General features: G+C 67.6%; 11 protein-coding genes. 5 read left to right on the top strand and 6 right to left on the bottom strand.

Translation table 11 applies throughout. The annotated features are described in order from the left end of the window. Positions 1-159 precede the first annotated feature (159 nt). From NBV68_RS11955 to NBV68_RS11935, 5 genes are all read left to right on the top strand, one after another. On the top strand, positions 160-489 hold the full coding sequence (locus NBV68_RS11955) for a PilZ domain-containing protein (RefSeq protein ID WP_296310139.1): 330 nt from the start codon (positions 160-162) through the stop codon (positions 487-489). Positions 490-590: 101 nt separating this feature from the next. Further along, positions 591-1829, top strand: a complete 1239-nt coding sequence (locus tag NBV68_RS11950) for a putative DNA modification/repair radical SAM protein (RefSeq protein WP_296310136.1) — start codon at positions 591-593, stop codon at positions 1827-1829. Further along, positions 1829-3277 carry a UdgX family uracil-DNA binding protein gene (locus NBV68_RS11945; protein ID WP_296310133.1) on the top strand — a complete coding sequence of 483 codons (1449 nt, stop codon included), beginning with the start codon at positions 1829-1831 and terminating at the stop codon, positions 3275-3277. Before NBV68_RS11950 ends, NBV68_RS11945 begins: the two co-directional genes overlap by 1 nt. Before the next feature lies 1 nt (position 3278). Beyond that, entirely contained in the window at positions 3279-6800 is a 3522-nt protein-coding gene (locus NBV68_RS11940; protein ID WP_296310131.1) for an error-prone DNA polymerase, read from the top strand. A 10-nt stretch (positions 6801-6810) separates the two neighbouring features. Next, positions 6811-7530, top strand: a complete 720-nt coding sequence (locus tag NBV68_RS11935) for an extensin family protein (protein ID WP_296310129.1) — start codon at positions 6811-6813, stop codon at positions 7528-7530. Here the strand turns inward: NBV68_RS11935 and phoB are convergent. The 6 genes from phoB to NBV68_RS11905 form a co-directional block, all read right to left on the bottom strand. Beyond that, the gene (gene phoB / locus NBV68_RS11930) at positions 7527-8216 is read right to left on the bottom strand and encodes a phosphate regulon transcriptional regulator PhoB (protein ID WP_296310127.1); all 690 of its coding nucleotides are present in this window, start codon (positions 8214-8216) and stop codon (positions 7527-7529) included. The two genes, NBV68_RS11935 and phoB, sit on opposite strands and share 4 nt — an antisense overlap. Positions 8217-8343: 127 nt before the next feature. After that, positions 8344-9012, bottom strand: coding sequence for a phosphate signaling complex protein PhoU (gene phoU / locus NBV68_RS11925; RefSeq protein ID WP_296310126.1), 669 nt, complete (start codon positions 9010-9012; stop codon positions 8344-8346). Beyond that, on the bottom strand, positions 9012-9779 hold the full coding sequence (gene pstB / locus NBV68_RS11920; protein ID WP_296310141.1) for a phosphate ABC transporter ATP-binding protein PstB: 768 nt from the start codon (positions 9777-9779) through the stop codon (positions 9012-9014). The genes phoU and pstB overlap by 1 nt, the downstream gene beginning before the upstream one ends. A gap of 17 nt (positions 9780-9796) precedes the next feature. Beyond that, a complete protein-coding gene (pstA, locus tag NBV68_RS11915; protein ID WP_296310125.1) occupies positions 9797-11101 on the bottom strand; it encodes a phosphate ABC transporter permease PstA in 1305 nt (434 codons plus the stop codon). Next, a complete protein-coding gene (gene pstC / locus NBV68_RS11910; protein ID WP_296310123.1) occupies positions 11098-12483 on the bottom strand; it encodes a phosphate ABC transporter permease subunit PstC in 1386 nt (461 codons plus the stop codon). Before pstC ends, pstA begins: the two co-directional genes overlap by 4 nt. A gap of 127 nt (positions 12484-12610) precedes the next feature. Continuing rightward, on the bottom strand, positions 12611-13607 hold a 997-nt coding region (locus tag NBV68_RS11905; RefSeq protein WP_296310121.1), incomplete at its 5' end, for an ATP-binding protein.

Here is a 13607-nt window from a genome sequence, read left to right as displayed (position 1 = left end):
GGATCGAGGACGCGGCCGGGCGACGCTACTGGATCTATCGTCAGGGGCTGATCGGCGACGGACGCGGCGGGGTGCCGGAGTGGTTCCTGCAAGGGCTTTGCGCCTGACGCCCGGGTGTCCGCTCAGCTTTCTTTTACCCATTTGTGCGACGATCGATTCATGAACCTTAACTCGATCCCTCGTGCTTCGGAGCGTCGACCGATGAGCCTCACGGTCAAGAGCCGTGTGCGCTCGCGGGTGGTGTTCGTCGATCTCGTTGATCTGTCCGAGGGCGGCTGCAAGATCCGCGCGAAGCCGGGCTTTGCCGAGGTGGGCGACCGGGTGACGATGAAGGTGGGCGGCATCAACGCGCCGCTCGGGACGATCGCCTGGGTCGAGGGAGGAATGGCCGGGGTCGCCTTCGAGGGCGCGATGCACCCTGCGGTGATCGATTTCCTGTGCGAAGGCGGCGCCACGCGCGACGCCGGGCCGATGCTGCGCCGGATCTGAGCGTCGACTGGCCGCAGCCAGGCACTGCTTGCAAGCTTTGCATTTGGCAGGCGGGATTTTGGAACATATAAGGAACACACGAAAGGTGTTCCCCCGTTCCCATGGCCCAGCAATCCTTACGCCAACGTCTCGAAATCCTCGCCGATGCGGCGAAATATGATGCCTCATGCGCGTCCTCCGGCACGGCGAAGAAGAATTCGCTGGGCGGAAAAGGTGTGGGTTCGACCGAGGGGATGGGGATCTGCCATGCCTATGCGCCAGACGGGCGCTGCATCTCGCTGCTCAAGATCCTGCTGACCAACCACTGCATCTTCGATTGCCACTACTGCATCAACCGCAAGAGCGCGAACACCCCGCGCGCGCGCTTCACCCCGCAGGAGGTGGTCGACCTCACGCTCAATTTCTATCGCCGCAACTATATCGAAGGCCTGTTCCTGTCCTCGGGCATCGTGAGGAGCGCCAACCACACGATGGAGCAGCTGGTCGAGGTCGCCCGCATATTGCGCGAGGAGCATGATTTTCGCGGCTATATCCACCTCAAAACCATCCCCGAGGCCGATGCCGAGATCATCCATGCCGGCGGCCTCTATGCCGACCGCGTCTCGATCAATGTCGAATTGCCCACCACCGCCGGGCTGACCCGCCTCGCGCCCGACAAGAACGCCGGGCAGATCGAGGGCGCGATGGGCCGGACGAAGGCGCGGATTTCGCAAGCCAAGGACGAGCGCAAGCGCTTCCGCCACGCGCCGCGCTTTGCGCCTGCGGGTCAGTCCACCCAGATGATTGTCGGTGCGGACGATGCCTCGGACAGCGCGATCATCGGCAAGGCGAGCCGGCTCTATGGCACCTTCGGATTGAGGCGCGTCTATTACAGCGCCTTCTCGCCGATCCCCGATGCCTCGGCCGTGCTGCCGCTGAAGCGCCCGCCCTTGCTGCGTGAACACCGGCTCTACCAGTCCGACTGGCTGATGCGCTTCTATGGCTTTGCCCCCGAGGAGGTGGCCGATGCGGCCGAGGCGGACGGCAACCTGCCGCTTGATATCGACCCCAAGCTCGCCTGGGCGCTGAAGTTCCGCGAGAGCTTCCCGGTCGACGTCAACCGCGCGCCCAGAGAGCTGCTGTTGCGGGTGCCGGGGCTGGGCACCAAGGCGGTCGCGCGCATCCTCGCCTCGCGGCGGCACCGGACATTGCGCCTCGACGATGTGGCGCTGCTGACGGCATCGCTCGCCAAGGTGCGGCCCTTCATCTGCACGCTCGACTGGCGCCCGACGCTGCTCACCGACCGCGCCGACTTGCGGGGGCTGATCGTGCCGAAGACGGAACAGCTGGAGCTGTTCTGATGACAGCGATGCAGAACGTCTCGCTCGGCAGCCACTACGCCATCCACCTGCCCGCGCCCGATGATTTCGCCTTCTGGCGCGAGCGGGCGCGGGGGCTGATCCAGTGCGACGTCCCGCCCGACCGCGTCTCGTGGACCCTGCCGGGCGGGACGGGGGACCTGTTCGCGGCCGAAGGGCCGTCCCGCAGCGAGAAGCGCCTGCCCGTGCCGCCCGCCGAGCCGCGTGCCGTGCGCGCCAGCCAGCGTTTCCTCACCATCGCCCGCAGCGCCGCGCTGCATTCGGACCCTGCGCGTTTCGGGCTGCTCTACCGCGTGTTGTGGCGGCTCCAGACCAATCCCCGCCTGATGGAGGACAAGGCCGACCCCGAAGTGCGCCGCCTCGAGGAGCTCGCCAAATCGGTGCGGCGCGATGCGCACAAGATGCACGCCTTCGTCCGCTTCCGCGAGGTTCAGGAGGAGGACGGCACCCCGCATTTCGTCGCCTGGTTCGAGCCCGATCACCACATCGTCCGCGCGGAAGCTGCGTTCTTCATGCGCCGCTTTGCCAATATGCGCTGGTCGATCCTCACCCCGCGCGGGAGCGTGCATTGGGACGGCGAGGTGATGCGCGAAGGCCCCCCTGCGCGGCGCGAGGATGCGCCGGGGGATGATCCGGTCGAAGACCTGTGGCGCTCCTACTATGCCTCGATCTTCAATCCCGCCCGGCTGAAGGTGGGGGCGATGCTGTCGGAGATGCCCAAGAAATACTGGAAGAACCTGCCCGAGGCCGAGCTCATTCCGCAGTTGATCGCAGGCGCACAGGCGCGCGAGGCGGCGATGGTGGCGGCGGGCGCGCGGGCGGAGCGGGCGCGGCCCGCCAGCCTCGCCGAGGTCGCGCAAGGGGCCGCTGCCTGCCGCGATTGCCCGATTGCCGACTGCGGCACCCGCGCCGTGGCGGGGGAGGGCGCGCCGGGCGCTACCCTGATGATCGTCGGCGAGCAGCCGGGCGATCAGGAGGATTTGGCGGGACGGCCCTTCGTCGGCCCCGCCGGGCAATTGCTCGACGATCACCTCGCCCGCGCCGGGATCGACCGCACGGGCGCCTATGTCACCAACGCGGTCAAGCACTTCAAGTTCACGTGGAAGGGCAAGCACCGCTTGCACCAGTCGCCGGGCGCGAAGGAGATCGACACCTGCCGCTGGTGGCTCGATGCCGAGCGTGCGCTGGTGCAGCCGCGTCTGGTGCTGGCGCTGGGCGCGAGTGCCGCAAGAGGCCTGCTCGGCCGCACGGTCAGCGTCACCCGCGAGCGCGGGCGGGCGATCCGGCTCGATGACGGGGCTGAGCTGTGGGTCACCGTCCACCCCTCCTACCTGCTGCGCCTCGACGGGGCCGCGCGCGAGGAACAGGTGGCGCTGTTCGCGGATGATCTGGCGGCGGTGAAGGCGCGGCTCGCGGCGCTGGCTGGCTGACATGCCCGAGGGCCCGCTCACCCCCGACAAGCGCACCTTGCAGGTCGACCCCGCCGACATCGCGCCTCCGCCGCGCGCGCCTTTCGTCGAGCTTGGCCTCGTCAGCTGCTTCAGTTTCCTGCGCGGTGCGTCTGATGCGGTCGATCTGGTGCTGGCGGCGCACGCGGCGGGTTATGACGCACTCGGCATCGCCGACGTCAATTCTATGGCCGGGGTGGTGCGCCTCCATACTGAGGCCAGGACGCTCAAACTGCGCCCTGTGATCGGCTGCCGGATCGAGACGGTGGAGGGCCTCGCCTTCCTCGCCTACCCCGAAACCCGCGCCGCCTATGGGCGCCTCACCCGGTTGATCAGCGCGGGGCGGATGCAGACCCTTTCGGGCGAATGGCAGGACAAGGGGGTGTGCGAGATCGACCTTGCGCTGCTCGGCGCGCACAGTGAGGGCGTGCAGCTGATCCTGCTCCCGCCCGATGATCTTGAGGCGGTGCTCACCATTGCGGTGCCGAGTAACGTCATCCCATTTCCCCGTCCCGGCCCCCGAGCCGGGACCCCGCTGCCTTCCGACACGGGTTCGCAAGCGAGCGGGGCCCCGGATCAAGCCCGGGGTGGGGGGAGTATGGAGCGCACCGCCAGCTTCGCTGACCTGCTTGCGCATATTGCGGAGCAACTCCCGACCCTGCGCCACCTCGCCGCGAGCTATCTCTACTGCGGCGACGACATCGCCCGGATCGAGCGGCTCGACAGTCTCGCCCGCGCGCATGGCCTTACCCTGCTCGCCACCAATGATGTCCACTACCACGCCCCCGAACGCCGCGCCTTGCAGGACGTGATGACCGCAATTCGCCACAAGACCACCGTTGCGGCGGCCGGGCACCTGCTCCACCCCAATGCCGAGCGGCATCTGAAGTCTCCGCAAGCGATGCAGCGCCTCTTCGCCCGCTGGCCCCACGCGATCCGCGCCGCGCGCGAGGTCGCGGACCGCTGCCGCTTCAGCCTCGACGAGTTGCGCTACGAATACCCCGAGGAGATTTATCCGGATGGTCAGACCCCGCAGGCCTTTCTGGAGAGCGAGGTCTGGGCCGGGGCAGTGCGGCGCTACCCCTCGGGCGTGCCCGATAGCGTGCGCGCCACGCTGGAGCGCGAACTCGCCCTGATCGCCAAGCTCGATCTCGCCCGCTATTTTCTCACCATCAAGGACATCGTCGATTTCGCGCGGGGGTGCGATCCGCCGATCCTGTGCCAGGGGCGGGGGAGCGCGGCCAACTCCGCCGTCTGCTATGTCCTCGGCATCACCTCGGTCGATCCGGCCAAGCACCAGCTGCTGTTCGACCGCTTCATCTCCGAGGAGCGGAAAGAACCGCCCGATATCGACGTCGATTTCGAGCACGAGCGTCGCGAGGAGGTGATCCAGTACATCTATGCGAAATACGGCCGCCACCGCGCCGGGTTGTGTGCGACGGTGATCCACTACCGTCCGCGCATGGCGATCCGCGAGGTGGGCAAGGTGATGGGGCTGTCAGAGGACGTCACCAGCGCCCTCGCGCGCACCGTGTGGGGCGGGTGGGGGCGCGAGATCAGCGAGAAGCACGCCGCCGAAACCGGGCTCGATATCAATGACTCGCACCTCAGGCGCGTTCTGAAACTCACCGAGCAGATGATTGGAATGCCCCGCCACCTCGGCCAGCATGTCGGCGGCTTCATCCTCACCGAAAGCCCGCTGATCGAGACCGTGCCGATCGGCAATGGCGCGATGCCCGACCGCAGTTTCATCGAGTGGGACAAGGACGATATCGACGCGCTCGGCATCTTGAAGGTCGATGTGCTGGCATTGGGCATGCTGACCTGCATCCGCAAATGCCTCGATCTGCTGGGCGCGCATCATGACCGCGCGCTGACTCTCGCCACCGTCCCGCGTGAGGATCCCGAGACTTACGCCATGCTGCGCAAGGGCGATTCGCTCGGGGTGTTCCAGGTCGAAAGCCGGGCGCAGATGAACATGCTGCCGCGCCTGCGCCCGCGCGAGTTCTACGATCTCGTCATCCAGGTCGCGATCGTGCGCCCCGGCCCGATCCAGGGCGACATGGTGCACCCCTACCTCAAGCGCCGCCGCGGCGCCGAGCCGGTCCGCATCCCCGCGCCAGCGCCCGAACACGGGCCCCCGGACGAGCTGACCAGCATCCTCGGGCGCACATTGGGCGTGCCGATCTTTCAGGAACAGGCGATGAAGATCGCGCTGGATGCGGCGAAGTTCTCCAGCCTTGAGGCCAACCGATTGCGCAAGGCCATGGCGACCTTCCGCAGCCGCGGGATGGTCGACGAGCTTCAGGACATGATGGTCGAACGCATGGTCGCGCGCGGCTATGACCGCGACTTCGCACAGCGCTGCTTCAACCAGATCCGCGGCTTCGGCGAATATGGCTTCCCCGAAAGCCACGCGGCGAGCTTCGCGCAGCTGGTCTATGTGTCGAGCTGGCTCAAGTGCCACTACCCGGCGGCCTTTGCAGCAGCGCTGCTCAACTCGCAGCCGATGGGCTTCTATGCGCCTGCGCAGATCGTGCGCGATGCGGCCGAGCATGGGGTGCGGGTGCTGCCGGTGGATGTGAATGCGAGCGGGTGGGACTGCACGCTGGAAGGGGAGGGCGAGCCCCTCGCCCTGCGCCTCGGCTTGCGCCAGATCGACGGCCTTCCCGAACATGTCGCCGCCGCGCTGGTGAGCGCGCGCGAGGCGGGCGGGCCGTTCCGCGACATCGCCGATCTGCGCGCGCGCGGCCGGCTCTCGCCGGCGCATATCGAGCGGCTCGCCAGCGCTGACGCTTTCACCTCGCTGGGCCTCACCCGCCGGCAGGCGCTGTGGGATGCGCGCAGTCTCATCCCCGCGCCCGACCTTCCGCTGTTCCGCGCTGCGGGCGTGCGCGAGGAGGGGCTGGAGCGCGCCGCCATACGTCTGCCCGCCATGCCGCTCTCCGAGGAGGTCGTGGCCGATTACCAGACCACCCGCCTCAGCCTGAAGGCGCACCCGATGGCCTTCCTGCGCGCCGATCTTGCCGCGCGCGGCTTCGTGCGCGCGGCCGATCTGCGCGCGCGCAAATTCCGCTCCATGGTGCAGGTTGCCGGCGTGGTGCTGATCCGCCAGCGCCCCGGCAGCGCCAAGGGGGTGACTTTCATCACCCTCGAGGACGAGACCGGGGTGATCAACCTCGTGGTCTGGCCCGATCTCAAGGAGAAGAACCGCAAGGTGGTGATGGGGGCGCGGCTGATGGAGGTGCGCGGCCGGGTCGAGTATGACGACGAGGTGATCCATGTCATTGCCCACGCCATGACCGATGCGACGATGCGGCTCCATGCCCTGTCCGACGACCTGCTCGACGCCCCGCTCGCCCGCGCCGACGAGGTCAACAAGCCGATGCCCGACCGAGGGGGCCCGCGCCCGCGCGACATGATCGACGAACTTGCCCCGCAGCCGAACGTGACCGGGCACCCGCGCGACCACAGGATCCTGCCCAAGTCGCGAGATTTCCATTAGGATCGCCGCAATGCCCCGCAAGAAGCCCAACCCGCACCACCGCGCCGCCCGTCTGGCGCTCGCCGCGCTGCCGCCCATCGCGCTGGCCATCGCCGGTTGGCAGTGGCTCCAGAACCACCCAGAGCACAATCCCTGGGCGCCGCTCGACCTCGATGACCCGCCGGGCTGGGCGACCCGCGCCAAGCTTGACCGCCTGAAGGCGGATGTGAGCGAATGCCGCGCGGTGCTCGAACGCAGCGATGTGGCCTTCGCCGCGCTGGCCCCGACCGGCGAGGGCCCCTGCGCGCGGCCCGACCGCACGCGGCTCGGCGACTACCCGCTCGCCCCCGACACGCCGCCCGTCACCTGCCCCGTCGCCGCCGCGCTGGAAATCTGGCGCCGCGACAGCGTCACCCCGGCAGCGCGCGAGATTCTGGGGAGCGACCTTGCGCGAATCGAGCACCTTGGCGCCTTTTCCTGCCGCCGGATGTATGGCGGCAGCGAGGGCCCGTGGAGCGAGCACGCCACCGCCAACGCGATCGACATCGCCGCTTTCGTGCTGGAAGATGGCCGCCGGATCAGCGTGTTGAAGGACTGGGATGGCGACGGACCCGAGCCCCGCTTCCTGCGCGCGGTGCGCGAAGGGGCCTGCGGGAGCTTTGCCACGGTGCTTTCGCCCGATTACAACGCGGCCCACGCGGACCACATCCACCTCGATCAGGACGATCGCTGGGCGGGAGTCTGCCGCTAGACTGCCTCGAGCGCGTAGCCGGCCGAGCGCACGGTGCGGATCGGATCCTTGGCCGCTTCGACGGTGATCGCCTTGCGCAGGCGGCGGATGTGGACGTCGACGGTGCGCAGTTCGATGTCCGAGCCCGTGCCCCACACGCCGTCGAGCAGCTGGCCGCGGCTGAACACCCGGCCGGGGCTCTCCATGAAGAACTTGAGGAGGCGGTATTCGGTCGGACCCAACTGCAGCGCGCGGCCGCGGCGCTGGACCTTGTGAGCGACGGGATCGAGCCGCAGGTCGCCGACTTCGATGGTTTCGCCGGCCAGCGCCGGACGGATGCGGCGCATCACGGCGGCGACGCGGGCGAGCAGCTCGCGCGGGGAGAAGGGCTTGGTGAGGTAATCATCCGCGCCGGTTTCGAGACCCCGGACGCGGTCGTCCTCGGCCTCGCGGGCGGTGAGCATGATGATGGGGACGTGCGCGGTGTCCTTGTCACGGCGCAACCGGCGGCACACTTCGATGCCGCTCGTGCCCTCGATCATCCAGTCGAGGATGATGAGATCCGGCACTTCCTCGGCCGCCAGCACCAGCGCCTCGTCACCATCGCCGGTGCACCGCACGGCGTAGCCCTCGTTCTGGAAACGGTATTCGAGCAGTTCGGACAGGGCCGGATCGTCTTCGACCAGCAGAAGTTTGGCAGCGGACATGCAGCTGATGCCTCCTTGCGCCTCCCCCACGAGGTCGCTTCGCCGCTGCTATGTTTCACTTCCGCTACAGTTTGATGAAAACGCACATGGCAAGTTTTCAACAGGAAGATTGCAGCGACAAGCGCTCTCAGCGGTCGCCTTCGGGCGGATAGACGCCGGTTGCGGCGAAGTGGACCATCTCGGCGACGTTGGTCGCATGGTCGCCGATCCGCTCGATATTGCGGGCCACGAACAGGAGCTGCGCAGCGCTCGAAATGGTCGAAGGATTCTCGACCATGTAGCTGACGAGATTGCGGAAGATCGAGTTGTAGAACCCGTCGACTTTGGCGTCGGTGGCGATGACCTCCCGTGCCAGATCCGGGTCACGCGCGGCATAGGCGGTTAGCACGTCGTGGACCATCTCGCCCGCCAGTTCGCCCATGGTGGGCAGCAGGGTGAGCGGTTCGAAGCGGGCGCGGCCCTCGATCATGCCGGTGCGCTTGGCGATGTTCTTGGAGTAGTCGCCGATCCGCTCGAGCACGCCGCCGATCTTCAGTGCGGCGATCACTTCGCGCAAGTCGTCCGCCATCGGCGCGCGCAGGGCGATGATGCGGACCGCCAGCTTGTCGACCTCGGTCTCCAGCGCGTCGATGCGCTTGTCGCGCGCCACGACCTGTTCGGCCAGCACCTCGTCACCGCGAACCAGCGCATCAAGGCTTTCAGCAATCGCGACCTCCGCAAGGCCGCCCATCTCGGCGATCAGCCCGCGCAGGCGGGTGATGTCCTCGTCGAATGCCTTGACGGTGTGTTCAGCCATCAGCCGTAACGTCCTGTGATGTAGTCCTTCGTCCGTTCCTCGATAGGATTGGTGAAGATCTCCGAGGTGGGACCATACTCGACCATCTTGCCGAGGTGGAAGAATGCGGTGCGCTGGCTCACCCGTGCGGCCTGCTGCATCGAGTGCGTGACGATGACGATCGCGTAGCGGCCCGACAGCTCGTCGATCAGTTCCTCGATCTTGGCGGTGGCGATGGGGTCGAGCGCCGAGGCGGGCTCGTCCATCAGGATCACCTCGGGGTCGACCGCGATGGCGCGGGCGATGCACAGGCGCTGCTGCTGGCCGCCCGAAAGCGCGGTGCCCGAATCGTCGAGGCGATCCTTGACCTCGTCCCACAGGCCGGCACGGGTGAGCGAGCGTTCGACGATCACGTCGAGATCGGCCTTCTTCTCGGCCAGGCCGTGGATCTTGGGGCCGTAGGCGATGTTCTCGTAGATCGACTTGGGGAAGGGATTGGGCTTCTGGAATACCATGCCGACGCGGGCGCGCAGCTGCACCACGTCCATGCGGCTGCCATGAATATCCTCGCCGTCGAGCTCGATCAGCCCGGTTACCTTGGCCGCACCGATCGTGTCATTCATGCGGTTGAAGCACCGCAGGAAGGTCGACTTCCCGCAGCCCGAGGGGCCGATGAAGGCGGTCACGTAATCGGGAGAGATGTCGAGCGACACGTTGTCGATCGCCTTCTTCTCGCCGTAGAAGACACAGACGTCGCGCGCGCGGATCTTGGCGCCTTCGTCAGCCATGTTGGGATGGATCACAGTCACCAGCGTTTCTCGAACTTGTTGCGGAGGTAGATGGCAAGGCCGTTCATGGCGAGCAGGAACACCAGCAGCACGATGATGGCTGCGCTGGTGCGCTCGACAAAGCCGCGATCGATCTCGTCCGACCACAGGAAGATCTGCATCGGCAGAACCGTGGCGGGCGAGGTGAAGCCTTCGGGCGGGGTGGCGACGAAGATGCGCATGCCGATCAGCAGCAGCGGCGCGGTCTCCCCGAGCGCGCGGGCCATGCCGATGATCGTGCCGGTCAGCATCCCCGGCAGCGCCAGCGGCAGCACATGGTGGAACACCACCTGCACCGGCGAGGCGCCGATCGCGAGCGCGCCGTCGCGGATCGAGGGCGGCACCGCCTTGATCGCGTTGCGCCCGGAGATGACGATGACCGGCATGGTCATCAGCGCCAGTGTCATCCCCCCGATGATCGGGGCCGAGCGCAGGCTTGGGAAGGCGGTGAGGAACAGTGACAGGCCGAGCAGGCCGAAGATGATCGAAGGCACCGCCGCAAGGTTGCTGATCGAGACCTCGATGATGTCGGTCCAGCGGCCGCGCGGCGCGTACTCCTCGAGGTAGAGCGCCGAGAGCACCCCGATCGGGAAAGCCAGCACCAGCGTCACCAGCATGGTCAGCATCGACCCCTTGAGTGCTCCCCAGATACCCACCGATTGCGGCGTGGTTGCATCCGAGCGGGCGAGAAAGCCCATATCCCAGTTGCGCGCCAGCTTGCCCTCTGCGGCGAGTTTCTTCGCCAGCGCCTGCATTTCGGGGGTGCCCTCGCCCCGCAGCGCTCCGCCGAGCGTCGAGGTGGTCGGCAGGTGGAAGACCTCGCTGCGGGCGATCAGCGAGGGATCCTCGGCGAGCGCGGCGGCAACGTCACGCCAGGCGTCAGGCGCGATCTCGGCCGCGGCCTCGGCCCCGAGCTGCGCTTCGGCAAAACTCGTCACGATCCGCGGCAGGCCCTGCATCTCGAGCGTCTGGCCGGCGGTGGGCGCGGTCAGCGAGGTGGCATCGCCGGTGATGCCGCTTTCGGGGAAGTTGATCGTCACCGCGAGCTCGGGGCGCTGGAAGCCGGCGATCCCGTTCGTCAGCATGTTGCCGAGCAGGAACACCAGCACCGCGACCGAGAAGGCCACGGCGCCAAGGCCGAGCAGGCGGAAATTGCGTTCGGAGCGGTAGCGCTTGGCGAGCCGCGCCTCGAAGGCGGCGGTGCGGGTCGGGCCGAGGGCCTGGGCCTTGTCAGCGGCGGTGCCGGCACCGGTGCCATTGCCGTCCATGGGGATGCTGCTCATTCGTAGGCCTCCCGGAAGCGCTTGACGACGCGCAGGGCGATGAAATTGAGAGCGAGCGTCACCATGAACAACACGAAGCCCAGCGCATAGGCGCTGAGCGTGGCGGGGTGGTCGGTGCTCTGCTCGCCGGTCAGGAGGTTGACGATCTGGACCGTGACGGTCGAGATCGGTTCCAGCGGGTTGGCGGTGAGGTTGGCGGCCTGCGATGCGGCCATCACCACGATCATCGTCTCGCCGATCGCGCGGCTGACCGCGAGCATGACGCCGGCGACAATCCCGGGGAGCGCAGCGGGGAACAGCACGCGCCGGATCGTCTCGGACTTGGTCGCGCCCATCGCGAGGCTCCCGTCACGCATCGCGCCGGGGACCGCGGCCATCGAATCGTCCGCCATCGAGGAGACGAAGGGGATGATCATCACCCCCATCACGATGCCGGCTGCCAGCGCGCTCTCGGTCGAGGCGTTGGTGGCGCCCAAAGCCACGGCGGCGTTGCGGATCATCGGCGCCAGCGTCAGCGCGGCGAAATAGCCGTAGACAACAGTCGGCACGCCCGCGAGCAGTTCCAGCAGCGGCTTGATCCAGGCGCGCACGCGCGGATCGGCATACTGAGTGAGATAGATTGCGCTCATCAGCCCGAGCGGGATCGCGACCACCATGGCGATGATCGCGCCGATGAAGATCGTGCCCCAGAACAGCGGAACGGCCCCATAGCGCGACGGATCGACGGCATCGGGGGATCCCATGGTGTCCGGCCCCCACTTGGTGCCGAACAGGAAATCGATCGGCGAGACCATGCCGAAGAACCGCACGGTCTCGAACACCAGGCTCGCGAAGATGCCCATTGTGGTGAGGATCGCAACCAGCGAGGCGAGCAGCAAGATCATCAGCACCGTGCTCTCGACCCGGGTGCGTGCGCCGAACTGCGGGGCGAGCCGCAGGAAGGCAAGCGCGCCGCCAGCGATGGCGATCAGCACGGTGACGATGATACCGATGGTGTTGTAACGGCCAAAGGCCTCGCGGAAGGGCGCGATCAGCGGCTCGGCCTCGTCGTTGAAGACGCCCGGAGCCTGCCCCAGCGCCACCGCGCGGGCCTCGCCGAGAAAGGCATCGCGCTCGAAGCCGAGTCCGGTCAGGCCCTGCGCCTCGGGCGTGGCGAGCACCGATTGCAGCACCAGATTAGGCGCAATCACCGACCACGCCGCGACAAAGGCGAGCACCGGCAGCACCACCCACAGGGCGACATACCAGGCATGGTAGATCGGGCGCGAGGCGGGGCGCAGCGCAGGGTCGCTCGACTGGAAGCTCCACGCCTTCGCGCGGCCCGCCAGCCAGCCGAGCAGGCCGAGGCCCAAAGCAATCAGGATCAGCGTGATCGGCGACATGAACAGCCTTCGTTTTCCTGCTGGGAGTGCGCGTTGGTCAATCAGGCCGAGAAGTGCGTGCCCGGCCCCCGCCGCGCCTACCGGCCCCTACGCCATGGCCGCGCCATGTTGAAGAAATAAGACACGTCTATGACACTTGTTGGGTTTGCTCGGCGAGGGGGCCCTCGGCTTCGCTTTGGGGCAGCGGCGTTTCGTCGGGCGGATCGAGTTCGGCGAGTGGCAGGCGTACCACCACGCGGGTGCCTTTGCCCAGTTCGCTGGTGATGTCGAGCCGGCCGCGATGGCGCTCGACAATGTGCTTGACGATCGCCAGACCAAGCCCGGTTCCTCCCGAGGCGCGGCTGCGGCCGGGATCGGTGCGGTAGAAGCGGCGGGTGAGATGCGGGATCTGTTCGGGTGCGATGCCCTCGCCCTCGTCGACCACCGCAATCCGCGCAAGATCGCCTTGCGCAAGGTCGAGCGTGACGTGCACCGGCCGGTCAGCCGCGCCATATTTCAGCGCATTGTCGACCAGATTGCGCACCACCTGCTCGAGCTGCTGAAGGTCGCCCAGCACCACCGGCTCGGTTGTCAGATCAATGTCGAGCCGGTCACCGCGCTGGGGCCCGGCCGCATCGCGCGCCGCGCGCTCGACCAGTGAGGCAAGGTCGATGCGGTCGGTCGGCAGTTCGTGCTTTTCGGCCTCGACCCGGCTGAGGCTCATCAGGTCGCCCACCAGCGCCTGCATCCGCTTCGCCTCGCGCTCGATGATGCCGAGGAACTTCTTCGCGACCGGCGTCTCTATCGACCCGTCGTCCTCCTGCAGGGTCTCGACATAGCCGAGGATGGCGGCCAGCGGGGTGCGCAATTCGTGGCTGGCGTTGGCGACGAAGTCGGTATGCGCGCGGCTGATGTCGGCCTCGGCGGTCTGGTTGATGAATTCAAGCATCGCCAGCCGGTCGTCGATCGTCTGGCGGCTGATCTGCCAGATGTCGCCGCGCCGCACGAGCCCGCGCACGATCGCCTCGCCCTGGCGGTTCTCGCCAAGCAGCGAGATCGCCTCGGGCTGACGCAGGGCGACGCGCGCGTCCTGGCCGACGACATGCGGCCCCAGCATCTTGCGCGCCGCGCGATTGGCGAGCGCG

The sequence above is a fragment of the Erythrobacter sp. genome, assembly GCF_023653175.1.
In the GTDB taxonomy this organism is placed as follows: domain Bacteria; phylum Pseudomonadota; class Alphaproteobacteria; order Sphingomonadales; family Sphingomonadaceae; genus Erythrobacter.
Note: the sequence above shows the minus strand (reverse complement) of the source record. Positions and strands in the feature narration are given on the sequence as shown.